This is a genomic window from Paenibacillus jamilae, from assembly GCF_050482105.1.
In the GTDB taxonomy this organism is placed as follows: Bacteria; Bacillota; Bacilli; order Paenibacillales; family Paenibacillaceae; genus Paenibacillus; species Paenibacillus jamilae_B.
In genome coordinates, this window is the sequence record NZ_JBCNHI010000017.1 from 13824 (window position 1) to 40077 (window position 26254).

The following is a 26254-nucleotide window of genomic DNA, read 5'->3' on the forward strand; positions in this document are numbered from 1 at the left end:
GCTAACCCCGCAACAAGGACACGATATTTTGGGAAACCACATCAATATCCTGTTCTCCGTCAATATGACGCAGAAGATTCTGGTTCTCATAAAACGTGAGGAGTGGTGCTGTTTTATTACTATATTCGTCAAGTCGTGTTCTTACGCTATCTTCGTTATCGTCAGGACGCTGATAGAGTTCACCACCGTCTTTATCGCAAATGCCTTCAACCTTAGGAGGGTTAAAGACAATATGATAGCTAGCTCCGCAGCTTTTACAAACTCGCCGTCCTGTGATTCGTGCCAACAAGTTGTCACGATCCACTTTCAGGTTGATGACATCATCCAGCTTCGTGTTCAAGCGACCCAGAATTTGGTCCAAGGCTTCAGCTTGAGCTAAAGTTCTTGGAAAACCGTCTAGCAAGAAACCTTTCTTGCAATCCGGTTGCTGTAGTCGTTCTTCAACTATACCGATTGTTACATCATCCGGAACAAGTTCACCCTTGTCAATATACTCTTTGGCTTTAATGCCAATAGGTGTTCCCTGTTTCATCGCTAGGCGAAACGCATCACCTGTCGAGATATGAGGAATGCCGAACTCCTTCACAATGACATCTGCTTGTGTACCTTTACCAGCCCCCGGAGGGCCCATGATTAAAATATTCACAATCTGTCACTCCTCAAGACGACCCCTACACAAGAAACAGCACAAAAGGTGCCGGTAAGCATGCGAACATCCTATGCCGGTACCTATTGCCTATTTGTTGATGAAGCCTTTGTAATGGCGTTTGATCAGTTGGCTTTCGATTTGCTTCATTGTATCCAATGCTACACCAATAATGATGAGCAATGAAGTACCGCCAATTTGCACGGAACGAGGCAAGCCCGAAAGCGAACCGAAGAATACCGGCAAAACGGATATGACTGCCAGGAACAAAGCTCCTGTCATTGTCAAACGTGACATCACTCGTGTCAAGTATTTCTCCGTGGCTTTACCAGGGCGAATACCCGGAATATAGCCGCCGTTTTTCTTCATATTGTCGGCCATTTGCTGCGGATTCATCTGTACAAAGGTATAGAAGAATGTGAAACCGATAATCATTACGACATACAAAACCATGCCCAGCGGCTTGTCATAATACAAGTAAGTGGTAATCCACTTAGCCCAAGCATGATCTGCCCAGAAACTCGCAATAATTGTCGGGAATTGCAGCAATGATACCGCAAAGATTACCGGAATGACGCCTGCCGCATTAATTTTCATCGGAATATGCGTATTCTGGCCACCGTACATTTTGTTGCCAACTACACGTTTTGCGTATTGTACTGGAATCTTCCGAATACCTTGTTGGATGTAGATAACACCAACAATAATCAGAACAACCACCAAGGCAATAATAATTGCCTTCAGAATATTCATAAACAGCTGATCTGCTTGAATAAACTGAGATTCTACAATCGTCCGAATATGTCTTGGAATACCTGCCGCGATCCCTGCGAAGATTACAATAGAGATACCATTACCGATTCCCTTTTCGGTAATTTGCTCACCGAGCCACATAAGGAACGTAGTTCCTGCAGTAAGCACAATGGCAATAACCAGATAATCAGCAAAAGTAGCACCTGGAATCATCGCTGCACCGTACAGTCGATTGAAACCAATCGACGTTCCGAATGCTTGGATTAAGCCCAGTATTACAGTGCCATACCGTGTAATTTGAGCCAATTTCTTTTTACCATGCTCTCCTTGTTTAGCCCATTCCGCAAGTTTCGGAATCACGTCCATTGACAGCAACTGTACAATGATGGACGCTGTAATATATGGCATAATCCCGAGGGCGAAGATCGAAAACTGATACAACGCGCCCCCTGAGAAGGTGTTAAGGAGTCCAAACAACTCGCTTCCTGCCTGATCCTGAGAAGTAAAGACTTGCTTATTCACACCGGGAACCGGCACGAAGGAGCCAATACGATATACAAAGAGTATAAACAGGGTAAACAGGATTCGGGTTCTAAGATCCTCAACCCGCCATATATTTTTCAGGGTCTTGAACATTAGATCACCTCGGTTTTACCGCCGGCAGCTTCAATTTTCTCTACCGCAGATTGAGAGAACTTGTTCGCTTTAACTGTCAATTTCACAGTGATTTCACCGTTACCCAGAATTTTAATTCCGGATTTCGCGTTCTTCACAATACCATTGTTCAGCAAAAACTCAGGGCTTACTTCTGTACCCGCTGCAAAACTGTTCAAATCTTCGATATTCAAAACCGCATACTCTTTACGAGTAGGATTTACGAAACCGCGTTTAGGCAAGCGACGATACAGTGGGTTTTGACCACCCTCGAAGCCCGGACGTACACCACCGCCGGAACGAGCGTTTTGACCCTTATGACCACGACCAGAAGTTTTACCCGTACCGCTACTAGGACCACGACCCAAACGTTTACGTTCTTTGCGGGAGCCTGGAGCTGGGGAAAGCTCATGTAACTTCATCGTTCGTTGCACCTCCTTGATTATTGTTTAAAAACTTTATTTCTTATGCCTCGATTTCTTTAACAGAAACCAAATGGCTAACTTGATTAATCATCCCGCGAATTGCTGCATTGTCGGGTTGAACTACTTTATGGTTGATTTTACGCAAGCCGAGCGTTTTAACAGTCGTTCTCTGAGTACCAGGACGACCGATCAACGAACGAACGAGGGTAATTTCTAATTTCGCCATGATATTCCCTCCTTAGCCCAGCAGCTCTTCGATAGATTTGCCGCGCAATTTAGCAACATCTTCAGCGCGTTTCAAGCGGGACAAACCTTCCAAAGTCGCATTGACCATGTTCATGGAATTCGAAGAACCCAAAGATTTTGTCAAGATATCACCTACACCAGCAAGCTCCAGAACAGCACGAACTGGACCACCAGCGATAACCCCAGTACCTTCCGATGCCGGTTTCAAGAGAACCCGGCCAGCACCGAACTTACCTGTAACAAGGTGAGGAATTGTTGTGCCTACGAGTGGAACGTGAACCAGGTTTTTCTTAGCATCTTCAATACCTTTGCGAATCGCATCAGGTACTTCGCCCGCTTTACCGATTCCAGCGCCTACCCAGCCGTTGCCGTCGCCCACTACTACCAGAGCACTGAAGCTAAAACGGCGTCCGCCTTTGACAACTTTAGCTACACGATTAATATTTACTACTCTTTCAGTCAGTTCCAAAGTATTCGGATCTACACGCAAGTCGTTAACCTCCTTTTGAGAAATGTCTTAGAATTCAAGGCCTGCTTCGCGAGCTGCATCAGCCAAAGCTTGAATCCGTCCATGATACAAGTATCCACCACGATCAAATACGATGTTAGCATGGCCTTTTTCTTTCGCACGTTTAGCAACGAGTTCGCCAACCTTACGAGCTGCTTCTACACTACCACCGTTTTTGATTTCGCTGCTCAGTTCTTTATCCATAGTTGATGCAGAAACCAATGTTACACCAGCAACATCATCAATCAGTTGTGCGTAGATATGCTTGGAAGAGCGGAATACGTTCAAACGAGGACGTACAGCCGTACCTTCGATTTTCTTACGTACACGCAGATGTCTTCTGACACGTGCTTTATTTTTATCTTGTTTTGTAATCATCTCAAGTTTTCACTCCCTTCAGTTTGCCTTTTAAAACTTTATACTAAGACGCACTGGGTAAAAAAGAGTACAAGTCTTTCCAGTAGAAAGACCGCACAAAGTCGGTAAGAAACTTATTTCTTCTTACCGGCTTTACCTTCTTTACGGATGATGCGCTCGCCTTCGTATTTAATCCCTTTACCTTTGTACGGTTCAGGTTCACGAACGGAACGAATCTTAGCAGCATAGGCACCTACACGCTCTTTATCAATACCGTGAACGATAATTTTAGTGTTCGAAGGAACTTCGAACTCGATGCCCGCTTCCGGTGTAATTTCAACCGGGTGAGAGTATCCAACGTTCAGAACGATTTTATCTCCGGATTTGCTTGCACGATATCCGACCCCAACCAGCTCCAGAGATTTTGAAAAGCCTTCAGTTACACCACTTACCATGTTGCTGACAACGCTGCGGGTTGTTCCATGCAAAGAGCGGTGAAGTTTGTTGTCCGAAGGACGAACTACACTAATTTCATTATTTTCCACAGTAACGGACATGTCTTTATGAAGTTCACGAGTCAATGTTCCTTTAGGACCTTTAACTGTGATCACTGTGTTGTTCAAAGTCACGTCAACACCACTTGGTACTGTGATTGGTTTACGACCAATACGGGACATATCTGTTGCACCTCCTATCTTTTAAACATTAAATTACCAAACGTAGCAAACCACTTCTCCGCCGGCTTTGGACTGACGTGCTTCTTTGTCGGTCATGATACCTTTGGATGTTGAAATGATTGCGATCCCGAGTCCACCCAATACACGTGGAATCTCATTGCTCTTCGTGTAAACGCGAAGACCTGGCTTACTGATTCTTTTCAAACCTGTGATAACACGCTCGTTGTTCGCACCGTATTTCAAGAAAATACGGATGATCCCTTGTTTGCTATCTTCAACAAATTCCGCATCACGAATGAATCCTTCACGTTTCAGGATGTCGGCGATTTGTTTTTTCATTGTAGATGCAGGCATTTCTACTGTTTCGTGGCGAACAGTGTTCGCGTTACGAATACGAGTAAGCATATCTGCAATTGGATCAGACATAGTCATTGTGTATAAACCTCCTTCCCAAACAGGACTTTTTACCAGCTTGCTTTTTTCACGCCAGGAATCTGGCCTTTATAAGCTAATTCACGGAAGCAAATTCTGCAGATCTTAAACTTTTGCAGCACCGAATGTGGACGACCACAACGTTCGCAACGAGTATAAGCACGAACTTTAAACTTTGGTGCGCGTTGTTGTTTGACTTTCATTGAAGTTTTTGCCACTTAGCCTGACACCTCCTAAATAGTTTCGGAGAACAGGGTGTCTTTAAATCAGACGCCCGAAACGTTATGCCAACATTATTTCGCGAAAGGCATGCCCAGCTGAGTCAGAAGCTCACGGGACTCTTCGTCAGTCTTGGCAGTCGTTACGATAACGATATCCATACCACGAACTTTATCAACTTGATCGTACTCAATTTCCGGGAAGATCAACTGTTCTTTCAAACCAAGCGTGTAGTTACCACGTCCGTCAAAAGCTTTTGTTGATACACCATGGAAGTCACGTACGCGAGGGAGTGTAATGTTGAACAATTTGTCCAAGAAGTAATACATACGCTCACCACGAAGTGTTACCTTTACACCGATCGGCATGTTTTCACGCAATTTAAAACCTGCAATAGATTTTTTTGCGCGAGTGATAACTGGTTTTTGACCAGCGATCAGCTGCATGTCGTTGAGAGCAGAATCAAGTACTTTGGAGTTTTGGACTGCGTCGCCAACACCCATGTTGATTACTACTTTCTCGATTTTAGGCACTTGCATCACTGTTGTATAGTTGAACTTCTGCATCAAAGCAGGAGTGATTTCTTTCAAGAAACGTTCTTTCATTCTTGTTGTTGCCATGAATCATAGTCCTCCTTTCTTCAAAAAATAATTAGTCGATCACTTCGCCTGAACGTTTTGCAATACGTACTTTTTTCCCATTGTCCAAAACCTTGTAACCAACACGAGTTACTTTTCCGCTCTTCGGATCAATGTGCATAACGTTGGAAACGTGAATCGGAGCTTCTTTCTCGATGATGCCGCCTTGTGGATTCAGCTGATTAGGCTTTTGGTGTTTTTTAATCATGTTAACACCTTCCACAAGCACACGGTTTTGACGAGGATAAGCAGCGATAACGCGACCTTTTTTACCTTTATCTTTACCTGTAATCACCAGAACAGTGTCGTCTTTTTTGACGTGCAGCTTGTTGTTGTGGGATTCCAGAACTTTTTTCACTTTTGGCATTTCGTACACCTCCTACGGGCACATTTTAAGGTGAATTTAGATCACTTCCGGAGCCAAGGAAACGATTTTCATGAAATCTTTGTCACGAAGTTCGCGAGCAACTGGTCCGAAAATACGAGTACCGCGTGGGCTCTTGTCTTCTTTAACGACCACTGCTGCGTTCTCATCAAATCCGATGTAGGAACCGTCTTTACGGCGGATAGAACGTTTAGTGCGAACGACAACCGCTCTTACTACATCACCCTTTTTGACAACGCCGCCTGGTGTTGCTTGTTTTACGGAACAAACGATCAGGTCACCAATTTGAGCTGTACGACGTCCCGTACCACCGAGCACACGGATACACATCAGTTCCTTCGCGCCGGAATTGTCAGCTACAGTCAAACGTGTAAATGGTTGAATCATTTATTTATCCTCCTTTCGGAAAAACTACACTACATTAGATTATAACAGCTTTTTCAACGATTTCGACCAGTCTCCAGTTTTTGTCTTTGGACAAAGGACGAGTTTCCATGATTTTAACAGTATCACCGATTTGTGCAGTGTTGTTTTCATCATGAGCTTTGAATTTTTTAGTCACTTTAATGCGTTTATGGTAGAGATCATGTTTTTTGTAAGTTTCTACAGCAATCACAATCGTTTTATCCATTTTGTCGCTGACTACTTTACCGACTAATACTTTACGGGCATTACGTTCGCTCATTGTTGGCCTCCTTCCTAATTACAGGCGGAATTTCCACCCGGTCTAATATCTTAGCTAATCCCAAGTTCTCTTTCACGGATCACAGTTTTAGCACGAGCAATTTCCTTACGCACAGCACCGATCCGAGTCGGGTTATCAAGCTGACCGGTAGCGAGTTGAAAACGAAGGTTAAAAAGTTCTTCTTTAAAACCAGAGATCTTTTGTTCGATTTCAGCAGTGGTAAGGTTGCGGAATTCACTAGCCTTCATTTGCTTCACCACCCAATTCTTCACGTTTCACAAACTTAGTTTTGATTGGCAGTTTGTGAGCGGCAAGACGCATTGCTTCACGAGCAATCTCTTCCGGTACACCAGCAAGTTCAAACATGATCTTACCTGGCTTCACTACTGCAACCCATTTTTCTACGTTACCTTTACCACTACCCATACGAACCTCAAGAGGCTTTTGAGTAATTGGTTTGTCAGGGAAAATTTTAATCCAAACCTTACCACCACGTTTGATGTAACGAGTCATCGCAATACGAGCAGCTTCGATTTGACGGTTAGTGATCCATGCTGGTTCAGTAGCTTGCAAACCGTACTCACCAAAATTCAGTGTAGTACCGCCTTTTGCACGACCCTTCATGTGACCACGTTGTTGTTTACGATGTTTTACGCGTTTAGGTACCAACATGATTAGTTGCCTCCTTCCTGAGGAGCTTGTTTCTTAGCTGGAGGAAGAACCTCTCCACGATAGATCCATACTTTTACGCCAAGACGGCCATAAGTAGTATGAGCCTCTGCTGTACCATAGTCGATGTCAGCACGAAGCGTATGCAGTGGAACAGTTCCTTCGCTGTATCCTTCGGAACGAGCGATTTCGGCACCGCCAAGACGTCCGCCTACTTGAGTTTTAATTCCTTTTGCACCGGAACGCATAGTTCTTTGAATTGCTTGTTTCAACGCACGACGGAAAGAAACACGACGTTCCAATTGTTGTGCAATGCTTTCAGCAACGAGAATTGCATCCAGTTCAGGATTTTTAATTTCAGAGATATTGATGTGTACCTTTTTACCGCCTGCGATTTTAGTGATTTCATTACGCAGATTTTCAACTTCGGAACCACCCTTACCGATAACCATACCTGGTTTCGCAGTGTGAATCGTCACGTTGACACGGTTAGCTGCTCTCTCGATTTCAACACGGGATACAGCGGAGTCTTTCAATCTTTTCTTCAGATGCTCACGAATCTTAACGTCTTCCAGCAAAAGATCACCGAAATCTTTGCCTGCATACCATTTGGATTCCCAATCACGGATAATACCGATTCGGAGTCCGACGGGATTTACCTTTTGGCCCACACGTTTTCCCTCCTTATTTTTCAGATACCACCAGAGTAATATGACTGGTGCGTTTATTGATGCGGCTTGCACGACCCATTGCACGCGGGCGGAACCGTTTCATTGTAGGACCTTGGTTTACAAAAACCTCAGACACTACCAATTTATTTACGTCCATGGAGTAGTTGTGATCTGCATTTGCGATAGCAGAATTCAGCAATTTCTCAACGACTGGAGAAGCGGATTTCGGAGTGTGACGAAGAATTGCAATCGCCTCACCTACCTGCTTGCCACGAATCAAATCGATAACAAGTTTCACTTTACGAGCGGAAATCCGCACGGATTTAGCATGTGCTTTTGCTTCCATTGAGTTACCTCCTCTCAAACACTACGCTGTGTTGATTATCTTCTTGTTTTCTTATCGTCATCCGTATGGCCTTTGTACGTACGCGTTGGAGCGAATTCGCCCAATTTGTGTCCAACCATATCTTCCGTTACGTATACAGGTACGTGTTTACGACCATCATATACACCAAACGTGTGTCCGATAAATTGCGGGAAAATTGTAGAGCGACGGGACCAAGTTTTGATCACGACTTTTTTGTCAGACTCGTTCAAAACCTCTACTTTTTTCAACAGGTAACCATCAATAAATGGTCCTTTTTTGAGACTGCGACCCATTTGTGAATCCTCCCTTCGTTAAAACGTAGTCGTTCTTTAATATGTTAACGTGCGACTTAAGCGCACGTTTTATTACTTAGTACGACGACGAACGATGTACTTATCAGATGCTTTACCTTTTTTACGTGTTTTGTAACCAAGGGTTGGTTTGCCCCATGGAGACATTGGAGATTTACGTCCGATTGGAGCGCGACCTTCACCACCACCGTGAGGGTGATCGTTAGGGTTCATAACAACACCGCGAACTTCAGGACGTTGTCCCAACCAACGACTACGACCAGCTTTACCGATCTTAACAAGCTCGTGGTCTTCGTTACCTACAGATCCGATTGTAGCGCGGCAAACTTTCAGAATGCGACGCACTTCACCAGAGGTCAAACGAATTGTTACATACTTCTCTTCTTTACCAAGAAGTTGGGCTTCCGTACCAGCAGCGCGAACAAGTTGGCCACCTTTACCCGGTTTCAATTCGATATTGTGGATAACCGTACCTACTGGAATGTTTTCCAACGGCAAGGAGTTACCGATTTTAATATCGGAGTCCGGACCGGATACCACTACATCTCCTACTTTCAAACCTTTAGGAGCGATGATGTAACGTTTTTCACCATCCACATAGTGGATAAGTGCGATGTTGGACGTACGGTTTGGATCATATTCGATCGTAGCAACGCGGCCCGGTATTCCATCTTTGTTACGTTTGAAGTCAATAATACGGTATTTACGTTTGTGTCCGCCGCCATGATGACGAACTGTAATTTTACCTTGGTTATTACGTCCAGCTTGCTTGCTCAGAGGTGCCAGCAACGATTTCTCGGGCTGATTTGTTGTGATCTCTTCGAAAGTAGATACAGACATTGCACGTCTGGCCGGGGACGTCGGTTTATACTTTTTAATTGGCACTGAGTTTCCCTCCTTACTTTACAGATTCAATTATACTGTTTCAAAAAACTCAAGCGGCTTACTGTCTTTGCTCAGCGTTACGAACGCTTTTTTCCACTCGCTCGTATAGCCGGAATGACGTCCGTAGCGTTTTGGTTTTGCAGGAACACGAAGTGTATTAACGTTACTTACTTTCACGTTAAAAATTGCTTCGATTGCTTTCTTAACTTCGACTTTGTTGGAACGAATGTCAACTTCGAAAACATATTTCAAGTCATTCATCATACCAGCCGTACGTTCGGTGATAATCGGACGCTTGATAATATCACGAGGATCCTTCATTACGCGAGCACCTCCTCTACCTTCTGAACTGCTTCCTTCGTAATGATCAGTTTGTCGTGTCCGAGCACATCAAGAACATTAATGCCGTCTGCGGCTACAAACTTCACACCAGGAATATTACGAGCGGAAAGTGCTACATTATCATCATAGCTAGGAGCTACAATCAATGCTTTACGATCTGCTTTAAGGTTATTCAAAATGGCTGCGAATTCTTTCGTTTTAGGTCCGTTCAGTGTAAGAGCGTCCAACACGATGATTTCATTCTCAATCACTTTGGATGACAGTGCCGATTTGATCGCCAGACGACGAACTTTTTTAGGCAATTTGTAAGCATAGCTACGTGGAGTCGGACCAAATACAGTACCGCCACCAACCCATTGTGGTGCACGAATCGAACCTTGACGAGCGCGGCCAGTACCTTTTTGTTTCCAAGGTTTACGTCCGCCGCCACGTACTTCAGAACGTCCTTTTACTTTGTGAGTACCTTGACGCAAGGAAGCCAATTGCATAACAACAGCGTCATGAAGAACGTGTTTATTCGGCTCGATACCGAACACTGCATCGTTCAATTCAATTTCGCCAACTTGGCTGCCGCTAATATTAAATAGTGCTACTTTTGGCATTTTGTGTTCCTCCTTTCTTCAGTTGATTATTTTTTCACCGTTTCTAATACTTTAACGAAGCTGTTTTTAGGCCCTGGAATGGAACCTTTCACGAGCAACACATTACGTTCTGTATCGATCTTAACAACTTCAAGACGTTGGATCGTTACCGTTTCATGCCCCATGTGTCCTGGCAAGTGTTTACCTTTAGGAACGCGGTTAGCTTGAATGGAACCCATGGAACCTGGACCTCTGTGGTAACGCGAGCCGTGTGCCATTGGTCCGCGGCTTTGTCCCCAACGTTTAATAACGCCGGCAAAACCTTTACCTTTAGAAATACCTGTTACGTCAACGAATTCGCCTTCTGTGAAGACATCAGCCTTCAGTTCTTGGCCAACCTCGTACGCAGCAAGGTCGATGCCACGAAGTTCACGAACGTAGCGCTTAGGTGCAGTATTTGCTTTTTTAGCATGTCCTGCTTCAGGTTTATTGGATCTTTTTTCTTTTTTATCAGAGAATCCGAGTTGGATAGCTTCGTATCCATCGTTTTCCAGATCTTTCTTTTGCAGAACAACACAAGGACCAGCTTCGATAACCGTAACAGCAAGTACGTTACCTTCAGGGGTAAACACTTGAGTCATTCCGAGTTTTTTTCCTAAGATACCTTTCATGTTGACACCTCTTTTCTTTTCCTAATTACATATTACAATTTAATTTCGATATCTACACCGGACGGCAGGTCCAAGCGCATCAAGGCATCCACAGTTTGTGGAGTCGGATTAACAATGTCGATCAAACGCTTGTGTGTGCGCATTTCGAATTGTTCCCGAGAATCCTTGTACTTGTGTACCGCACGGAGAATAGTAATGATTTGTTTTTCAGTTGGCAGCGGAATTGGTCCGGAAACACCTGCACCCGAACGTTTAGCTGTTTCAACAATTTTCTCAGCGGATTGATCAAGAATTCTGTGATCGTAAGCTTTCAAACGAATACGAATTTTTTGCTTTGCCATTTTAGTCCCTCCTTCTATCGCCCAATTTGGTATCGGACATACTCCGTGAAAATTTTCCGACAGCCCTCCCATGGCAAAGGGGCCGGGTGTGTCAGTAACCTCTCACATCATCGCACAGTCACAAACAACATTAGTTATTATATCGAATACTTCTGCCTATTGCAAGCAATAACGAAAAAAACAATGCATCTTTTTTTCAAAGATAACAATTGTGTTCGCAGCTCGCGATTTTCCTCAAGAGAAAAGCCCCCGCACCATGGCAGGGGCTCGTTTTACTTCGTTCCAATACAATGTTACTCGTTCCAGTACAATGTTGCTATATCCAAGGCTCGAAGCCCTATTATTTGGAGATTGTTGCTACAGCACCTGCACCAACTGTACGTCCACCTTCACGAATGGAGAACTTAGTTCCTTCTTCAATCGCGATTGGGCTGATCAGTTGAACAGTAACCGTAATGTTGTCACCAGGCATTACCATTTCGGAACCTTCTGGCAAAGTAATGATTCCAGTTACGTCAGTTGTACGGAAGTAGAACTGTGGACGGTAACCAGTGAAGAAAGGTTTGTGACGTCCGCCTTCTTCTTTAGTCAAAACGTAGATTTGAGCAGAGAATTCTGTATGTGGGTTAACAGAACCTGGTTTAGCCAATACTTGCCCACGCTCGATTTGTGCACGATCTACACCGCGAAGCAGTGCGCCGATGTTGTCCCCAGCTTGAGCGGAGTCAAGCAATTTACGGAACATTTCTACGCCTGTTACTACGGATTTACGGGATTCTTCTTGAATACCGATGATTTCGATTTCGTCGCCCACTTTAACTGTACCACGCTCTACACGGCCTGTAGCAACTGTACCACGACCAGTGATGGAGAATACGTCCTCGACAGGCATAAGGAAAGGCTTGTCAGTGTCGCGTTCTGGAGTTGGGATGTAAGTGTCGATTGTTTCGAACATTTCAACGATTTTCTTAGCCCAGTCGCCATCTGGGTTTTGCAGTGCTTCACGAGCGGAACCACGAGTGATTGGAGTGTCGTCGCCTGGGAAGTCGTATTCGCTCAGCAAATCGCGAACTTCCATTTCAACCAATTCCAGCAACTCTTCGTCTTCAACCATGTCGCATTTGTTCAGGAATACAACGATGTATGGAACACCTACTTGACGGGACAAGAGGATGTGTTCGCGAGTTTGTGGCATAGGACCGTCAGCTGCGGATACAACCAGAATCGCTCCGTCCATTTGTGCAGCGCCAGTGATCATGTTTTTAACATAGTCGGCGTGACCTGGGCAGTCAACGTGTGCATAGTGACGGTTAGGTGTTTCATATTCCACGTGTGCAGTGGAGATTGTGATACCGCGTTCGCGCTCTTCTGGAGCTTTATCGATTTGATCGAATGCTACAGCAGCACCACCGTAAGTTTTGGAAAGTACAGTTGTGATTGCAGCAGTCAAAGTTGTTTTACCATGATCGACGTGACCAATTGTACCGATATTAACGTGCGGTTTGTTACGTTCAAACTTAGCCTTTGCCATTTGAACAATTCCTCCTCAATAACATGTTTTATTTTTAGGCTGTCGGAAACCCCTTGGAAAACCTAGAGTATCCGATCAGCTAATACATTGTATTACTCGCCGCCTTTGGTTTTGGCAACGATCTCTTCAGCAATGCTCTTCGGAACTTCTTCATAGTGATGAAGCTCCATGGAGAACACACCGCGTCCTTGTGTACCGGAACGAAGTGTAGTGGAATATCCAAACATTTCGGACAATGGAACCATTGCACGAATAATTTGGGCACCGCCACGGGAATCCATACCTTCAATCCGTCCACGACGGGAGTTCAGCATACCCATTACGTCTCCCATGTATTCCTCTGGAACCGTTACTTCAACTTTCATAATCGGCTCAAGCAATACAGGTTTACATTTGTCTTTCGCTGCTTTCAGCGCCATTGAACCGGCAATTTTAAATGCCATTTCATTGGAATCGACATCATGGTATGATCCATCCACAATTGTAGCTTTAACGTCCACAAGCGGGAAGCCTGCAAGGACACCGTTTTTCATTTGCTCTTCGATACCAGCAAGTGCAGGTCCGATGTATTCTCTTGGAACAGAACCACCGACAACCTTGCTTTCAAACTGGCTACCAGTACCTGCTTCGAGTGGTTCGAACTCAACCCATACGTGACCATATTGACCACGACCACCGGATTGACGAACAAACTTACCTTCAACACGAGCTGGAGCACGGAATGTTTCACGGTATGCTACCTGTGGTTTACCAACATTGGTTTCCACTTTGAACTCACGACGCATGCGGTCAATGATAATGTCCAAGTGAAGCTCACCCATACCTGCCAAGATAGTTTGGCCAGTTTCTTCGTTAGTCGAAGCACGAAGAGTTGGATCTTCTTCGGTCAACTTACCGAGTGCAACTGCCATTTTGTCTTGGTCAGCTTTGGTTTTAGGCTCAACCGCGATTTCGATAACCGGATCAGGGAAGTTCATGGATTCGAGAATAACAGGATTCTTCTCATCACACAGTGTATCACCTGTACCTGTATCTTTCAAACCTACGGCTGCCGCAATGTCACCGGAGTAAACTTCAGTGATTTCTTGACGGCTGTTCGCATGCATTTGAAGAATACGTCCGATACGTTCGCGTTTGCCTTTTGTTGCATTCAATACGTAAGAACCGGATTGAAGAACACCGGAGTATACGCGGAAGAATGTCAATTTACCAACGTAAGGATCCGTCATAATTTTGAAAGCCAATGCGGAGAAAGGCTCTTCATCAGAAGAATGACGTTCAACTTCCGTTCCATCTTCCAGATGACCTTGAATACTAGGTACATCAATAGGAGCTGGCAGGTAATCAACAACAGCGTCCAGCATCAACTGAACACCTTTGTTACGGTAAGAAGATCCACAGATAACTGGGAAGATTTTAACTTCTACAACACCTTTACGGAGAGCGGCTTTAATTTCTTCAACCGTGATCTCTTCGCCTTCAAGGTATTTCATAGTCAAATCTTCATCCAGTTCAGCAACCTTCTCGATCAATTCGTTGCGGAGTTCTTCGACTTTGTCTTTGTATTCCGCAGGAATTTCAGCTTCTTCGATATTTTGACCAAGGTCATCTTTGTACATATGAGCCTTTTGTTCAACAATATCGATGATACCTAAAAAGTCATTTTCTGCACCGATCGGAAGTTGAATTGCAACTGCGTTCGCTTGAAGGCGATCACGCATATCAGCTACAACGTTCAAGAAGTCGGCACCAATAATATCCATTTTGTTTACATATGCGATCCGTGGAACGCCATAGCGATCAGCCTGTCTCCATACGGTTTCAGACTGAGGCTCAACGCCTTCTTTCGCACTGAAAACACCAACTGCTCCGTCCAATACACGAAGGGAACGTTCAACTTCAACAGTGAAGTCAACGTGCCCCGGGGTGTCGATGATATTGACGCGGTGACCTTTCCAGGCAGCGGTCGTCGCAGCGGAAGTAATCGTGATTCCGCGCTCTTGTTCTTGTTCCATCCAGTCCATTGTCGCAGCGCCTTCGTGAACTTCACCGATTTTGTGCGTACGGCCTGTGTAGAACAAGATCCGCTCTGTTGTTGTGGTTTTACCCGCGTCAATATGAGCCATGATCCCGATATTACGTGTATTTTTCAAGGAGAACTCTCTTGCCATGAAATGGGTCTCCCTTCAAAATTGAAGTTATTTTTTTAAGCTGAATCCTACCAACGATAGTGAGCAAACGCTTTGTTCGCTTCAGCCATTTTGTGTGTGTCTTCACGTTTTTTCACGGAAGCGCCTGTGTTGTTGGAAGCATCGATAATCTCAGCCGCCAAACGCTCTTCCATAGTTTTCTCGCCGCGGTTGCGGGAGTAGTTTACGAGCCAACGTAATCCCAGGGACGTACGTCTTTCTGGTTTTACCTCGATTGGTACTTGGTAGTTGGCACCGCCGACACGGCGTGCTTTAACTTCCAGGACTGGCATGATATTCTTGATAGCTGCTTCAAATACTTCCATCGGGTCATTACCCGTACGTTCTTGGATAAGCTTGAACGCATTATACAGAATGCTTTGAGCAACGCCTCGTTTTCCGTCGAGCATGATGCGGTTGATCAAGCGAGTAACCAACTTGCTGTTGTATACCGGATCTGGCAACACGTCTCTTTTGGTAACTGGACCTTTGCGTGGCATGGATATCCCCCTTTCTTACATGTTAAACCTGCATATGCGGTTTATATTCATTAGGATTTTTTAGCTTTAGGGCGTTTTGCGCCGTATTTGGAACGAGCTTGCATGCGGTTGTTTACGCCTGCAGTATCCAAAGCACCGCGAACGATGTGGTAACGCACACCCGGAAGGTCTTTTACACGACCGCCACGAATCAGCACTACGCTGTGTTCTTGAAGGTTATGTCCAATACCTGGAATGTAAGCAGTCACCTCTACACGGTTCGTCAAGCGAACACGAGCATATTTACGAAGTGCGGAGTTTGGTTTTTTCGGAGTCATAGTACCTACACGAGTGCAAACTCCGCGTTTTTGCGGGGCACTGATGTCGGTAGCTTCACGTTTCAAGGCATTAAAACCTTTTTGCAAAGCCGGTGATTTCGATTTCTCGATTTTGGCTTGACGTCCTTTACGAACCAGTTGGTTAATAGTTGGCATGTTGGTTGCCACCCCCTTCCTCAATTTTTGCTGTTACTTTACAAACCTTTTCTAAGCCCACAGACCCAGGCGGTTCATAAAAGAACAAATGAAAAGTCTTTGCCGCCAAGAATAACGATTCTCTAGACAAAAACGTTCCTTACCCTATTGTTTTACGATAGCAGCCATCGCGGCTCCCACTTCAATCCCGCATGCAGCTCCGAGATTTTTCATTGTGTCAACAAGAGTCACTTTGACTCCTTGCTTATTGCACAAATCAATGATGTTGGAAGTGAGACGCTGATCTGCGTCTTCTGCCACATATACTTCCGAGGCAAAGCCCAACTCTACCATGCGAATGGTTTGTTTGGTACCGATTTTGACATGAGCATCTTGCAGTCCCTGTTCTTTAGACATATCTCATTCCTCCGAAAAGACCCAATAGCATATAGGCTGCTCACGCACCTTTGCTATATTAGCATTGACTATGGACAATGTCAAGATAAATATCAACTATAGTTCATTCAATCAAGTAATACATTACATTTTTATAAGAAGCACCGGAGCACCGCTTCTATAGCCTTTATCAAAGGTCATTTCTACGGTGTTCCGGGCTAATACTATTTTATATTACTCAGCCGAAATGGGTTCAAGCTCTTCAGATGAGGTTTGCCCCTCTTCAGGCTGGGCAAATTTCACGCTACGGTAGCGGTTCATACCTGTTCCCGCAGGGATCAATTTACCGATAATTACATTCTCCTTCAATCCAAGTAGCTGATCGACTTTTCCTTTAATAGCTGCATCTGTCAAGACACGAGTAGTTTCCTGGAAGGATGCTGCTGACAAGAAGGAATCAGTTTCCAAAGACGCCTTGGTAATACCGAGGAGAACCGGTTTGGCTACCGCTGGTTCTTGACCACTAAGAATCGCTATCTTGTTTGCATTTTCATACTCATGCACATCAACAAATGAACCTGGAAGCAGTGTCGTGTCACCTGCGTCAATGATGCGAATTTTACGCAACATTTGACGAATCATAACTTCTACGTGCTTGTCGTTGATTTCTACACCTTGGTTCCGGTATACACGTTGAACTTCCTGAAGGATATAGTTCTGCACCCCGCGAATACCTTTAATACGCAGCATTTCTTTAGGGTCGATCGAACCATCCGTCAGTTCATCCCCGGCTTCAACAGTCATACCTTCGCTTACGCGCAGACGTGAACCATAAGTGACGGAATAGGTTTTTGTTTCAGCTTCACCTTGAATGTCGATTTCGCGACGGTCTTTCCCTTCACGAACCTCTTTAACTACACCGTCAATTTCACTGATGGTTGCCTGACCTTTAGGATTACGTGCTTCAAAAAGCTCCTGGATACGAGGCAAACCTTGTGTAATATCGTCGCCCGCTACACCACCTGTGTGGAACGTACGCATGGTGAGCTGTGTCCCTGGTTCACCGATGGATTGAGCCGCGATAATACCAACTGCTTCACCAATCTCAACGTGTTTACCAGTAGCCAGATTACGACCGTAGCATTTTTTGCAGACGCCATGTTTTGCACGGCAGCTTAGCACGGAACGAATTTGAACTTTATCCACGCCAGCTTTAACAATCGCCTCAGCTTTGTTGGAGTCAATCAATTCGTTGCGTCTAGCCAAGATCTCACCCGTCTCAGGATGACGTACGGTTTCGAAGCAATAACGACCTTCCAGACGATCGTACAGGTCCTCAATGACTTCTTTACCGTCCTGGATGCGGCTTACTGTAAAGCCTTTATCCGTTCCGCAGTCATCTTCGCGCACGATAACATCTTGTGCCACATCAACGAGACGACGAGTCAGGTAACCGGAGTCAGCCGTACGTAACGCTGTATCCGCCAAACCTTTACGCGCTCCGTGAGTGGAGATGAAGTACTCGAGTACTGTCAGACCTTCACGGAAATTCGATTTAATTGGGAGCTCGATAATACGACCCGATGGATTCGCCATCAGTCCACGCATACCGCCAAGCTGGGTAATCTGCGATTTGTTACCACGCGCTTTGGAGTCAACCATCATCATGATAGAGTTGTAGCGATCCATGGATTTCATCAAAATGTCTGTAATATCGTCTTTGGCCTTGGACCAAATATCAATAATCCGGTCATAGCGTTCCTCGTTCGTAATCAGACCACGACGGTACTGATTGGTTACGACTTGCGCCTTATCGTCAGACGCTTTAAGGATATCCTGTTTCTCTTGAGGTACAACTACGTCTGCCACAGCAACCGTCACACCTGCACGAGTAGAATACGTAAAGCCAAGCTGTTTGATTTTATCCAAAATCACAGCAGTTTCTGTCGTATGGTAGATTTCAAAGCAACGGGCGATGATATTACCAAGGTAATCCTTGCCCACTCCACTAGCTTGCGGAGCGTTCTGGATGGCTTCAGTAAGGTTTACACCCTTCTCGTAAACAAAGAACTCTTCAGCAGTACCATAGAGCAGGTTGGCACGAGTAGCGTCATTGATGTACGGGAAGCTTGCCGGGAAAATCTCATTAAAGATGATTTTACCCACAGTTGTAATCAACATTGCATCCTGTTGCTTCTCTGTAAAGCTCGTTTTATTCAAAGCCTTAACCGGAATAGCTACACGAGCATGAAGACCCGCTGTTCCACGTTGATAAGCCGAGATAGCCTCATTCGGGTTGCGAAGGATCATGTTGCTTCCCTCTTCTTCCTTGTTGTCCATAGTCAAATAGAATGAACCAAGGACCATATCCTGGGAAGGGGTAACAACAGGCTTGCCGTCTTTTGGATTCAAAATGTTGCCGGATGCCAGCATGAGCAAACGAGCTTCCGCTTGAGCTTCTGCAGACAACGGAACGTGAACCGCCATTTGGTCACCGTCAAAGTCGGCATTATATGCCGTACATACGAGTGGATGCAAACGAATCGCACGACCTTCAACCAAGATCGGTTCAAACGCTTGAATACCCAATCTATGCAGCGTAGGGGCACGGTTTAGAAGAACTGGATGCTCTTTGATTACTTCTTCGAGCACATCCCATACTTCAGCACTCACACGCTCTACTTTGCGCTTCGCGCTCTTAATGTTGTGTGCCAAACCTTTGTTAACAAGCTCTTTCATAACAAAAGGCTTGAACAGTTCCAGTGCCATTTCTTTCGGCAGACCGCATTGATACATCTTCAAGTACGGACCTACTACGATAACGGAACGACCGGAGTAGTCAACACGTTTACCGAGCAAGTTTTGACGGAAACGTCCTTGTTTACCTTTCAGCATGTGGCTGAGGGATTTCAAAGGACGATTACCTGGACCTGTAACAGGACGACCACGACGACCATTATCAATCAGAGCGTCAACAGCTTCCTGCAGCATCCGTTTTTCATTCTGCACGATAATATCTGGCGCACCCAAATCTAACAAGCGTTTCAGACGGTTATTACGGTTAATAACACGACGATACAAATCATTCAGGTCAGAAGTAGCAAAACGTCCGCCATCCAGCTGTACCATTGGACGAAGCTCAGGAGGAATTACAGGCAGTACGTCCATGATCATCCAATCCGGCTGGTTGCCGGAGTTACGGAATGCCTCAATAACTTCAAGGCGCTTGATTGCACGGTTTCGACGTTGCCCTTGAGCTGTACGCAGCTCTTCTTTCAAAAATTCCAATTCTTTATCTATATCTAAATCTTGAAGAAGCTTTTTAACCGCTTCAGCACCCATTCCCGCCTGGAATCCGTAGCCGTATTTCTCACGGTAGCTGCGATATTCTTTCTCGGACAGGAGTTGCTTTTTCTCCAAAGGCGTATCTCCTGGATCAGTTACAACATAAGATGCGAAGTAAATGATCTCTTCCAAAGATCTTGGAGACATATCAAGAGCAAGACCCATACGACTCGGAATGCCTTTGAAGTACCAAATGTGCGATACAGGAGCAGCCAACTCAATGTGGCCCATACGTTCACGGCGAACCTTAGCGCGGGTAACTTCTACTCCACAGCGGTCGCAGACAACACCTTTATAGCGTACACGTTTGTACTTACCACAGTGACATTCCCAGTCTTTCGTAGGTCCGAAAATTTTCTCGCAAAATAGTCCTTCTTTTTCCGGTTTAAGCGTACGATAGTTAATCGTCTCCGGTTTTTTGACTTCTCCGCGGGACCAAGAACGAATCTTTTCGGGGGAAGCAAGCCCGATTTTCATATATTCGAAATTGTTAACGTCCAACAAGGAGCAACCCTCCTTAACCAAATCCTGAGTTTTTAGGTTTGATACCGCCCGGCAGCACCGGGCGGTATCAAGAAGCCTGATCCATCCAAAAATGAACCAAGGCATATAACAAAGCTGATATGAGTCAGTCAGCAATCAAACTACTCTACGCCAACCTCAGAGCCTTCCAGATTCAAACTCAGCTTATCGCCGGTTGTATCATCTTCATCATCAAGCTCTCTCATTTCGATTTCTTGTTCGTCTTCGGACAGAATCTTCACGTCCATACCCAAGCTTTGCAGCTCTTTGATCAAGACCTTGAATGATTCAGGAACACCAGGTTCAGGGACATTTTCACCTTTGACGATGGATTCGTAAGTTTTAACACGTCCAACCACATCATCGGATTTCACAGTCAAAATTTCCTGAAGCGTATATGCTGCACCGTAGGCTTCCAGCGCCCATACTTCCATCTCCCCGAAACGTTGACCACCGAATTGGGCTTTACCACCCAACGGCTGTTGCGTAACGAGAGAGTAAGGACCTGTAGAACGGGCATGGATTTTATCGTCGACCATGTGCGCCAGCTTGATCATGTGCATGACACCAACTGTAACTTCACGTTCAAAACGATCTCCTGTACGGCCATCATACAACACCGTCTTACCGTTGCGTTGCATACCCGCTTCTTCCATCGTATCAAATACGTCATATTCCTTGGCACCATCGAATACTGGAGTTGCCACATGAATACCAAGACGCATTGCAGCCATACCCAGATGCACTTCAAGCACCTGTCCGATGTTCATCCGTGAAGGTACACCCAGCGGATTCAGTACGACTTGTACTGGTGTGCCATCTGGCAAGAACGGCATATCTTCTTCAGGCAGGATACGGGCAACGACACCCTTGTTACCGTGACGTCCGGCCATTTTATCGCCTTCAGAAATTTTACGTTTTTGAGCAATATATACGCGTACCAGCTGATTTACACCCGGTGGCAGCTCATCGCCATTTTCACGTGTAAACACTTTAACGTCTACAACGATCCCGTCCGTTCCGTGAGGAACTCTCAAGGAAGTATCGCGAACTTCGCGCGCCTTCTCACCAAAGATCGCATGCAAGAGACGTTCCTCAGCTGTCAGCTCAGTCACACCCTTAGGTGTTACTTTACCAACAAGAATGTCACCTGCGGCGATTTCAGCACCGATACGAATGATGCCGCGCTCATCTAGATTGCGAAGCGCTTCTTCACCAACATTCGGAATATCACGTGTGATTTCTTCTGGTCCAAGCTTCGTATCACGGGCCTCAGATTCGTATTCCTCGATATGGATCGAGGTATATACATCCTCTTTAACCAGTTTCTCGCTCAGCAAGATCGCATCCTCGTAGTTGTAACCTTCCCAAGTCATGAACGCTACGACAACGTTACGTCCCAATGCCAATTCGCCCATTTCCGTGGATGGACCATCCGCTAGAATATCGCCAACTTTGACAATATCGCCTCTGTTTACGATTGGACGCTGGTTGATGCATGTTCCTTGGTTAGAACGCATAAATTTGTGTAATTTATATTTAACAATATCGCCTTTGACTTCAGCGCCATCTACAGTCTCAATACGACGCAACCAAATCTCGTTAGCCGTAGAACGTTCAATTACCCCGTTGTACTTGGAAACAACGCAAACACCAGAATCTTTTGCAGACTTATGTTCCATGCCTGTTCCTACCAAAGGCGCTTTCGGAATCAGCAATGGGACAGCCTGCCGCTGCATGTTGGAACCCATCAATGCGCGGTTCGAGTCATCATTCTCCAGGAACGGAATCAGCGCAGTTGCGACCGATACGACCTGTTTAGGCGATACGTCCATGTAATCAACACGGCTACTTGCCATTGGAATAATGTTATCAGACTGCTTGTTATAGCGGACAATAACGATTTCATCCTTAAAGGTGTTTTCTTCTGTCAGTTCCGCATTTGCCTGAGCAACGATGTAGTTATCTTCTTCATCAGCAGTCAGGTAATCAATCTGTTCTGTAACTTTTCCAGTTTTCGGGTCTACCCAGCGATAAGGAGCTTCGATAAATCCGTACTCGTTGATACGTGCAAAAGTAGACAAAGAGTTGATCAAACCAATGTTTGGTCCCTCTGGTGTCTCGATAGGACACATACGGCCGTAGTGACTCGGATGGACGTCACGTACTTCCATGCCCGCGCGTTCGCGCGTCAAGCCGCCGGGTCCGAGTGCAGACAGACGACGTTTGTGTGTTAGTTCAGCCAGCGGGTTTGTCTGATCCATAAACTGCGACAACTGAGAGCTACCAAAGAACTCTTTTATCGATGCAATGACCGGACGTATGTTGATCAGCGCCTGCGGCGTGATTACATTAGCATCCTGAATTGACATTCTTTCACGCACCACGCGTTCCATACGGGACAGACCAATACGGAACTGATTTTGGAGCAACTCACCTACAGAACGCAAACGACGGTTACCCAAATGGTCAATGTCGTCTGTACTTCCGATTCCGTGAAGCAAGTTAATAAAATAACTGATGGAGGAAATAATATCGGCAGGCGTAATGTTCTTAACCGATTTATCGATATTTCCATTGGCGATCAGTTTTACTACTTTTCCGTCTTCAATTGGTGAGAATACATCAATCGTTTGAAGTGGAATATCATTGCTTTCCAATACACCGCTAGCAACATGATACGTACGGTGTCCAACCGACTCTTCCAATTGAGCCAAAATCTCGTCCAACAGGCGACGGTCTACCATTTGTCCTGCTTCAGCGATGATTTCACCAGTTGTTGTATCAATCAAAGTCTCAGCAAGGCGCTGATTGAACAGACGGTTTTTGATGTGCAGCTTTTTATTGATTTTGTAACGGCCTACGTTGGCCAGATCATAACGTTTTGGATCAAAGAAACGTGCAACAAGCAAGCTCTTTGCGTTATCCAATGTTGGTGGCTCACCCGGACGAAGACGCTCATAGATTTCGATCAGCGCTTTCTCCGTGGAATCCGTGTTGTCTTTATCAAGTGTGTTGCGGATATATTCGTCATTGCCGAGCAAATCCAGAATCTCAGCATCAGTGCCAAAGCCAAGCGCACGCAGCAACACCGTAACCGGAATTTTACGGGTACGGTCAATCCGGACATAGATAATATCCTTCGCATCCATCTCCAGTTCGAGCCAAGCCCCCCGGTTAGGAATTACCGTTGCGGTGTATGTTGTTTTCGCATTCTTGTCGACTTTTGTGCTGAAATAGACGCTGGGAGAGCGAACCAACTGGCTGACAATAACCCGTTCCGCACCGTTAATAATAAACGTACCCGTTTCAGTCATCAGCGGGAAGTCTCCCATGAATACTTCCTGCTCTTTCACTTCCCCGGTTTCTTTATTAATAAGCCGGACTTTTACCCGAAGCGGTGCTGCATACGTAACGTCGCGTTCCTTTGCGTCGTCAACGGTATATTTGGGTTCTCCGAGAGAGTAATCGATAAACTCCAAAATCAGATTTCCTGTGAAATCTTGAATTGGAGAAATATCCCGAAACATTTCCCGTAATCCTTCCTCCAAAAACCAATCATATGATTTTTGTTGGATCTCAATCAGGTTGGGAACCTCGAGTACCTCATTAATACGTGCATAACTGCGCCGAGTGCGTCGACCATATTGAACAAGATGTCCTGCCAACTTAAACTCACCCCTCATGTCTACTCACTTTAAAAATACATTGCGAACCTCTGTTTGTGACCTTATAATAAGACACATACAGAAAATTCGATCTTACAAATACAGAAAAGCCCTTACTCGAATGCATTCGAAAAAAGAGCGACGTATCTGCGGAATCCTCTTGCCGGAAGATCTTCATCACTTGTAGATTTGCCCAAAATGGTTATATTATACGTAGTAGATATAAATACTATACCCTGCTGCGCATAAATCTATTGACATTTCAACAAACTAAAGCCATGGAGGGCATCCTAATACTGACATTTTATAATGATATCACAGACCAGGATTCAAGTCAATGGTCCTATTGCATTTTTCTAAAACTTTTTTCAGCCTTCAAAATCCGATAACCTTTGTCCTTCGTAACTTCCTCCACATGACCGAAAAGACTCTCTATTTTAGCACTTGCCGAAGGAGCACCCTGCTTTTTCTGAATGACCACCCACAAAGCCCCACCCTCGTTTAAATGCTCGTATGCAAGTTCAAAAATGGTATGCACCGTTTCCTTCCCTGCACGTATAGGAGGATTCGTTAAAATCACGTCAAAGCGCTCATGTTGTACTTCTGCAAACAAATCGCTTTGTTTAATGGTGACGTTTTTAATCCCATTACGATCCGCATTCTCTATCGCTAGTTGGACGGCACGCTCATTAATATCAATCATTGTAACATGTCCGTCTGGGACAAGCGTTGCCGCTGTCAAACCAATCGGTCCATAACCACATCCTACATCCAATACCGAGGCGTTAGTAGGAAGCTGCATAGCTTCAATTAGCACCCGACTCCCATAATCAATCCCCTGCTTTGAAAAAACGCCTGAATCGCTGGCAAATCGATAGGAACGTCCACGCAGCACCGTCTCTAGACTTCGTCGTTCATGTGCCGTCTCTGGCCGCTTGGAGTAATAATGATCAGCCATTCACGCCCACCTCTTTCGGTTGTACGGTCGTACTAACATCATAGCCTTTAGAATAATAATTCAGACCCGTTAGTAATACCGCTTTACAGCAACAAACCCCTTGAAGATCACCTCAAGGGGTTTGTTTTAATTCATTGTCTGCAAAGAGCAGTCAATTATTTTACTTCTACAGAAGCGCCTGCTTCTTCCAATTTTGCTTTAACGGATTCAGCTTCTTCTTTTGCAACTTTTTCTTTCAATGGTTTTGGAGCGTTGTCAACCAGTTCTTTTGCTTCTTTCAGGCCAAGACCTGTAATTTCGCGAACTGCTTTGATAACGTTGATTTTGGAAGCGCCAGCGCTTGTCAAGATTACGTCGAACTCGGATTGCTCAGCTTCTGCTGCGCCACCTGCTGCGCCACCTGCTACAGCTACTGGAGCTGCTGCAGTTACGCCGAATTCTTCTTCGATTGCTTTCACGAGATCGTTCAGTTCCAATACGGACATACCTTTAATTGCTTCCAAGATTTGCTCTTTACTCATGGTTGAACCTCCATTTAAATTCCTATTTTTTTGTTCTCAACTGCTATACAGCAGGTTTAATCCCTAAATTATGCGCTTTGCTCTTCTTTTTCTGCAACAGCCTTAACTGCAAGCGCGAAGTTGCGCATAGGAGCTTGAAGCACGCTGAGGAGCATGGAAAGGAGACCTTCGCGGGATGGCAGTTCTGCCAGTGCTTTGATTTCCTCAACACCGATCACGCGACCTTCTACAACTGCACCTTTCAGTTCCAATGCATTGTTTTTCTTAGCGAAATCGTTCAAGATTTTAGCCGCAGACACTGCATCATCTTTACCGAACGCAATTGCAGTAGGACCTGTCAATACTGCGTCCAGTTCAGTCAATTCTGCTGCCGCAGTTGCGCGACGTAGCAGCGTGTTTTTCAGCACTTGAAATTCGATTCCGGCTTCGCGAAGCTGCTTACGCAGCTCAGTTACTTGGGCAACATTCAGACCGCGATAGTCTGCAACTACAGTTGTTACGCTCTCGCGCAATTTTGCAGCTACAACTTCAACAGCTTCTTGTTTTGCTTGAATCACCTTTGCATTTGCCAAACTGTACACCTCCTGATCAATTTATCTACTTTGTTCGAAACACTCATTCTGGCGTTCTACCAAAGTCGTTTTCATGAGCATGAAAAAAGCCTCCGTAGAGTACGAAGGCTTGATAAATCTACATGGACGGGACAAGC

General features: G+C 45.1%; 33 protein-coding genes and 1 other annotated feature (1 of these 34 running past the window's edge). All 33 genes read right to left on the bottom strand.

Features of this window, described 5'->3' with window-relative positions; all coding sequences use genetic code 11:
- Nucleotide 1: 1 nt before the first annotated feature.
- Complete coding sequence (locus tag ABEW32_RS14980; RefSeq protein ID WP_013373258.1) at nucleotides 2–646, bottom strand: adenylate kinase; 645 nt, start codon at nucleotides 644–646, stop codon at nucleotides 2–4.
- A gap of 90 nt (nucleotides 647–736) precedes the next feature.
- The gene (secY, locus tag ABEW32_RS14985) at nucleotides 737–2035 is read right to left on the bottom strand and encodes a preprotein translocase subunit SecY (RefSeq protein WP_013373259.1); all 1299 of its coding nucleotides are present in this window, start codon (nucleotides 2033–2035) and stop codon (nucleotides 737–739) included.
- Nucleotides 2035–2475 carry a 50S ribosomal protein L15 gene (gene rplO, locus ABEW32_RS14990; RefSeq protein WP_013312149.1) on the bottom strand — a complete coding sequence of 147 codons (441 nt, stop codon included), beginning with the start codon at nucleotides 2473–2475 and terminating at the stop codon, nucleotides 2035–2037. The genes secY and rplO overlap by 1 nt, the downstream gene beginning before the upstream one ends.
- A 43-nt stretch (nucleotides 2476–2518) precedes the next feature.
- Nucleotides 2519–2704, bottom strand: a complete 186-nt coding sequence (gene rpmD, locus ABEW32_RS14995; RefSeq protein WP_013373260.1) for a 50S ribosomal protein L30 — start codon at nucleotides 2702–2704, stop codon at nucleotides 2519–2521.
- Between the two features lie 12 nt (nucleotides 2705–2716).
- Nucleotides 2717–3214 carry a 30S ribosomal protein S5 gene (gene rpsE, locus ABEW32_RS15000; protein ID WP_013373261.1) on the bottom strand — a complete coding sequence of 166 codons (498 nt, stop codon included), beginning with the start codon at nucleotides 3212–3214 and terminating at the stop codon, nucleotides 2717–2719.
- 27 nt (nucleotides 3215–3241) lie between these two features.
- The gene (rplR, locus tag ABEW32_RS15005) at nucleotides 3242–3610 is read right to left on the bottom strand and encodes a 50S ribosomal protein L18 (RefSeq protein ID WP_007432568.1); all 369 of its coding nucleotides are present in this window, start codon (nucleotides 3608–3610) and stop codon (nucleotides 3242–3244) included.
- Nucleotides 3611–3723: 113 nt separating this feature from the next.
- Nucleotides 3724–4266 (bottom strand): 50S ribosomal protein L6, encoded by a 543-nt coding sequence (gene rplF, locus ABEW32_RS15010; RefSeq protein ID WP_430188827.1) that lies wholly within the window; start codon nucleotides 4264–4266, stop codon nucleotides 3724–3726.
- Nucleotides 4267–4299: 33 nt separating this feature from the next.
- Nucleotides 4300–4698 carry a 30S ribosomal protein S8 gene (gene rpsH, locus ABEW32_RS15015; RefSeq protein ID WP_007432570.1) on the bottom strand — a complete coding sequence of 133 codons (399 nt, stop codon included), beginning with the start codon at nucleotides 4696–4698 and terminating at the stop codon, nucleotides 4300–4302.
- Nucleotides 4699–4730: 32 nt separating this feature from the next.
- Nucleotides 4731–4916 (bottom strand): type Z 30S ribosomal protein S14, encoded by a 186-nt coding sequence (locus ABEW32_RS15020; protein WP_010348808.1) that lies wholly within the window; start codon nucleotides 4914–4916, stop codon nucleotides 4731–4733.
- 75 nt (nucleotides 4917–4991) lie between these two features.
- Entirely contained in the window at nucleotides 4992–5537 is a 546-nt protein-coding gene (gene rplE / locus ABEW32_RS15025; protein WP_007432571.1) for a 50S ribosomal protein L5, read from the bottom strand.
- A 31-nt stretch (nucleotides 5538–5568) separates the two neighbouring features.
- On the bottom strand, nucleotides 5569–5922 hold the full coding sequence (rplX, locus tag ABEW32_RS15030; protein WP_013312155.1) for a 50S ribosomal protein L24: 354 nt from the start codon (nucleotides 5920–5922) through the stop codon (nucleotides 5569–5571).
- Between the two features lie 36 nt (nucleotides 5923–5958).
- The gene (gene rplN / locus ABEW32_RS15035) at nucleotides 5959–6327 is read right to left on the bottom strand and encodes a 50S ribosomal protein L14 (protein ID WP_007432573.1); all 369 of its coding nucleotides are present in this window, start codon (nucleotides 6325–6327) and stop codon (nucleotides 5959–5961) included.
- Nucleotides 6328–6361: 34 nt separating this feature from the next.
- On the bottom strand, nucleotides 6362–6625 hold the full coding sequence (gene rpsQ / locus ABEW32_RS15040; protein WP_007432574.1) for a 30S ribosomal protein S17: 264 nt from the start codon (nucleotides 6623–6625) through the stop codon (nucleotides 6362–6364).
- Between the two features lie 50 nt (nucleotides 6626–6675).
- Complete coding sequence (gene rpmC, locus ABEW32_RS15045; protein ID WP_007432575.1) at nucleotides 6676–6873, bottom strand: 50S ribosomal protein L29; 198 nt, start codon at nucleotides 6871–6873, stop codon at nucleotides 6676–6678.
- Nucleotides 6863–7297 carry a 50S ribosomal protein L16 gene (gene rplP / locus ABEW32_RS15050; RefSeq protein WP_007432576.1) on the bottom strand — a complete coding sequence of 145 codons (435 nt, stop codon included), beginning with the start codon at nucleotides 7295–7297 and terminating at the stop codon, nucleotides 6863–6865. The genes rpmC and rplP overlap by 11 nt, the downstream gene beginning before the upstream one ends.
- A 2-nt stretch (nucleotides 7298–7299) precedes the next feature.
- A complete protein-coding gene (gene rpsC, locus ABEW32_RS15055) occupies nucleotides 7300–7965 on the bottom strand; it encodes a 30S ribosomal protein S3 (RefSeq protein ID WP_007432577.1) in 666 nt (221 codons plus the stop codon).
- A 13-nt stretch (nucleotides 7966–7978) separates the two neighbouring features.
- Nucleotides 7979–8311 (bottom strand): 50S ribosomal protein L22, encoded by a 333-nt coding sequence (rplV, locus tag ABEW32_RS15060; protein WP_007432578.1) that lies wholly within the window; start codon nucleotides 8309–8311, stop codon nucleotides 7979–7981.
- Nucleotides 8312–8346: 35 nt separating this feature from the next.
- A complete protein-coding gene (gene rpsS / locus ABEW32_RS15065; protein ID WP_007432579.1) occupies nucleotides 8347–8625 on the bottom strand; it encodes a 30S ribosomal protein S19 in 279 nt (92 codons plus the stop codon).
- Between the two features lie 72 nt (nucleotides 8626–8697).
- Entirely contained in the window at nucleotides 8698–9528 is an 831-nt protein-coding gene (gene rplB / locus ABEW32_RS15070; protein WP_016818651.1) for a 50S ribosomal protein L2, read from the bottom strand.
- Nucleotides 9529–9558: 30 nt separating this feature from the next.
- Nucleotides 9559–9849 carry a 50S ribosomal protein L23 gene (gene rplW / locus ABEW32_RS15075; protein ID WP_013373266.1) on the bottom strand — a complete coding sequence of 97 codons (291 nt, stop codon included), beginning with the start codon at nucleotides 9847–9849 and terminating at the stop codon, nucleotides 9559–9561.
- Nucleotides 9849–10472 carry a 50S ribosomal protein L4 gene (gene rplD / locus ABEW32_RS15080; protein ID WP_013312160.1) on the bottom strand — a complete coding sequence of 208 codons (624 nt, stop codon included), beginning with the start codon at nucleotides 10470–10472 and terminating at the stop codon, nucleotides 9849–9851. The genes rplW and rplD overlap by 1 nt, the downstream gene beginning before the upstream one ends.
- 26 nt (nucleotides 10473–10498) lie before the next feature.
- On the bottom strand, nucleotides 10499–11122 hold the full coding sequence (gene rplC, locus ABEW32_RS15085) for a 50S ribosomal protein L3 (RefSeq protein ID WP_013312161.1): 624 nt from the start codon (nucleotides 11120–11122) through the stop codon (nucleotides 10499–10501).
- A 32-nt stretch (nucleotides 11123–11154) separates the two neighbouring features.
- Nucleotides 11155–11463 (bottom strand): 30S ribosomal protein S10, encoded by a 309-nt coding sequence (gene rpsJ / locus ABEW32_RS15090; RefSeq protein ID WP_005544556.1) that lies wholly within the window; start codon nucleotides 11461–11463, stop codon nucleotides 11155–11157.
- Between the two features lie 340 nt (nucleotides 11464–11803).
- Nucleotides 11804–12994, bottom strand: coding sequence for an elongation factor Tu (gene tuf / locus ABEW32_RS15095; protein ID WP_013373267.1), 1191 nt, complete (start codon nucleotides 12992–12994; stop codon nucleotides 11804–11806).
- Nucleotides 12995–13086: 92 nt separating this feature from the next.
- Entirely contained in the window at nucleotides 13087–15165 is a 2079-nt protein-coding gene (fusA, locus tag ABEW32_RS15100) for an elongation factor G (protein ID WP_430188830.1), read from the bottom strand.
- A 47-nt stretch (nucleotides 15166–15212) separates the two neighbouring features.
- Complete coding sequence (rpsG, locus tag ABEW32_RS15105; RefSeq protein ID WP_007432586.1) at nucleotides 15213–15683, bottom strand: 30S ribosomal protein S7; 471 nt, start codon at nucleotides 15681–15683, stop codon at nucleotides 15213–15215.
- Nucleotides 15684–15733: 50 nt separating this feature from the next.
- A complete protein-coding gene (gene rpsL, locus ABEW32_RS15110; RefSeq protein ID WP_007432587.1) occupies nucleotides 15734–16156 on the bottom strand; it encodes a 30S ribosomal protein S12 in 423 nt (140 codons plus the stop codon).
- 144 nt (nucleotides 16157–16300) lie between these two features.
- A complete protein-coding gene (locus ABEW32_RS15115; protein WP_149034436.1) occupies nucleotides 16301–16552 on the bottom strand; it encodes a ribosomal L7Ae/L30e/S12e/Gadd45 family protein in 252 nt (83 codons plus the stop codon).
- A gap of 213 nt (nucleotides 16553–16765) precedes the next feature.
- On the bottom strand, nucleotides 16766–20380 hold the full coding sequence (gene rpoC / locus ABEW32_RS15120; RefSeq protein WP_430188833.1) for a DNA-directed RNA polymerase subunit beta': 3615 nt from the start codon (nucleotides 20378–20380) through the stop codon (nucleotides 16766–16768).
- Between the two features lie 140 nt (nucleotides 20381–20520).
- Nucleotides 20521–24066, bottom strand: a complete 3546-nt coding sequence (rpoB, locus tag ABEW32_RS15125; RefSeq protein ID WP_430188836.1) for a DNA-directed RNA polymerase subunit beta — start codon at nucleotides 24064–24066, stop codon at nucleotides 20521–20523.
- Nucleotides 24067–24409: 343 nt separating this feature from the next.
- Nucleotides 24410–25024: a class I SAM-dependent methyltransferase gene (locus ABEW32_RS15130; protein WP_430188839.1), complete on the bottom strand. Its 615-nt coding sequence runs from the start codon at nucleotides 25022–25024 to the stop codon at nucleotides 24410–24412.
- A 155-nt stretch (nucleotides 25025–25179) separates the two neighbouring features.
- Nucleotides 25180–25545 carry a 50S ribosomal protein L7/L12 gene (rplL, locus tag ABEW32_RS15135; RefSeq protein ID WP_013373275.1) on the bottom strand — a complete coding sequence of 122 codons (366 nt, stop codon included), beginning with the start codon at nucleotides 25543–25545 and terminating at the stop codon, nucleotides 25180–25182.
- A 68-nt stretch (nucleotides 25546–25613) separates the two neighbouring features.
- Complete coding sequence (gene rplJ, locus ABEW32_RS15140; protein ID WP_025715687.1) at nucleotides 25614–26117, bottom strand: 50S ribosomal protein L10; 504 nt, start codon at nucleotides 26115–26117, stop codon at nucleotides 25614–25616.
- A gap of 73 nt (nucleotides 26118–26190) precedes the next feature.
- Nucleotides 26191–26254 (bottom strand) — a sequence feature (ribosomal protein L10 leader region) (it continues 88 nt past the right edge of the window).

Coding starts and splice junctions, on each gene's coding strand:
- rplR (WP_007432568.1), bottom strand. CDS start 3,610: ATGATTACAAAACAAGATAAAAATAAAGCACGTGTCAGAAGACATCTG.
- rplF (WP_430188827.1), bottom strand. CDS start 4,266: ATGTCCCGTATTGGTCGTAAACCAATCACAGTACCAAGTGGTGTTGAC.
- rplC (WP_013312161.1), bottom strand. CDS start 11,122: ATGAAAGGTATCTTAGGAAAAAAACTCGGAATGACTCAAGTGTTTACC.
- rplP (WP_007432576.1), bottom strand. CDS start 7,297: ATGTTGGTACCTAAACGCGTAAAACATCGTAAACAACAACGTGGTCAC.
- rplW (WP_013373266.1), bottom strand. CDS start 9,849: ATGAAGGATCCTCGTGATATTATCAAGCGTCCGATTATCACCGAACGT.
- rpsH (WP_007432570.1), bottom strand. CDS start 4,698: ATGACTATGTCTGATCCAATTGCAGATATGCTTACTCGTATTCGTAAC.
- fusA (WP_430188830.1), bottom strand. CDS start 15,165: ATGGCAAGAGAGTTCTCCTTGAAAAATACACGTAATATCGGGATCATG.
- rpsQ (WP_007432574.1), bottom strand. CDS start 6,625: ATGAGCGAACGTAATGCCCGTAAAGTATTAGTCGGTAAAGTAGTCAGC.
- rplX (WP_013312155.1), bottom strand. CDS start 5,922: ATGCCAAAAGTGAAAAAAGTTCTGGAATCCCACAACAACAAGCTGCAC.
- rpsJ (WP_005544556.1), bottom strand. CDS start 11,463: ATGGCAAAGCAAAAAATTCGTATTCGTTTGAAAGCTTACGATCACAGA.
- rpsS (WP_007432579.1), bottom strand. CDS start 8,625: ATGGGTCGCAGTCTCAAAAAAGGACCATTTATTGATGGTTACCTGTTG.
- rplN (WP_007432573.1), bottom strand. CDS start 6,327: ATGATTCAACCATTTACACGTTTGACTGTAGCTGACAATTCCGGCGCG.
- ABEW32_RS15130 (WP_430188839.1), bottom strand. CDS start 25,024: ATGGCTGATCATTATTACTCCAAGCGGCCAGAGACGGCACATGAACGA.
- rplV (WP_007432578.1), bottom strand. CDS start 8,311: ATGGAAGCAAAAGCACATGCTAAATCCGTGCGGATTTCCGCTCGTAAA.
- secY (WP_013373259.1), bottom strand. CDS start 2,035: ATGTTCAAGACCCTGAAAAATATATGGCGGGTTGAGGATCTTAGAACC.
- rplE (WP_007432571.1), bottom strand. CDS start 5,537: ATGGCAACAACAAGAATGAAAGAACGTTTCTTGAAAGAAATCACTCCT.
- rpmD (WP_013373260.1), bottom strand. CDS start 2,704: ATGGCGAAATTAGAAATTACCCTCGTTCGTTCGTTGATCGGTCGTCCT.
- rplO (WP_013312149.1), bottom strand. CDS start 2,475: ATGAAGTTACATGAGCTTTCCCCAGCTCCAGGCTCCCGCAAAGAACGT.
- rpsL (WP_007432587.1), bottom strand. CDS start 16,156: ATGCCAACTATTAACCAACTGGTTCGTAAAGGACGTCAAGCCAAAATC.
- rplL (WP_013373275.1), bottom strand. CDS start 25,545: ATGAGTAAAGAGCAAATCTTGGAAGCAATTAAAGGTATGTCCGTATTG.
- rpmC (WP_007432575.1), bottom strand. CDS start 6,873: ATGAAGGCTAGTGAATTCCGCAACCTTACCACTGCTGAAATCGAACAA.
- rpsG (WP_007432586.1), bottom strand. CDS start 15,683: ATGCCACGCAAAGGTCCAGTTACCAAAAGAGACGTGTTGCCAGATCCG.
- ABEW32_RS15115 (WP_149034436.1), bottom strand. CDS start 16,552: ATGTCTAAAGAACAGGGACTGCAAGATGCTCATGTCAAAATCGGTACC.
- rplD (WP_013312160.1), bottom strand. CDS start 10,472: ATGCCAAAAGTAGCACTATTTAATATTAGCGGCAGCCAAGTTGGCGAA.
- tuf (WP_013373267.1), bottom strand. CDS start 12,994: ATGGCAAAGGCTAAGTTTGAACGTAACAAACCGCACGTTAATATCGGT.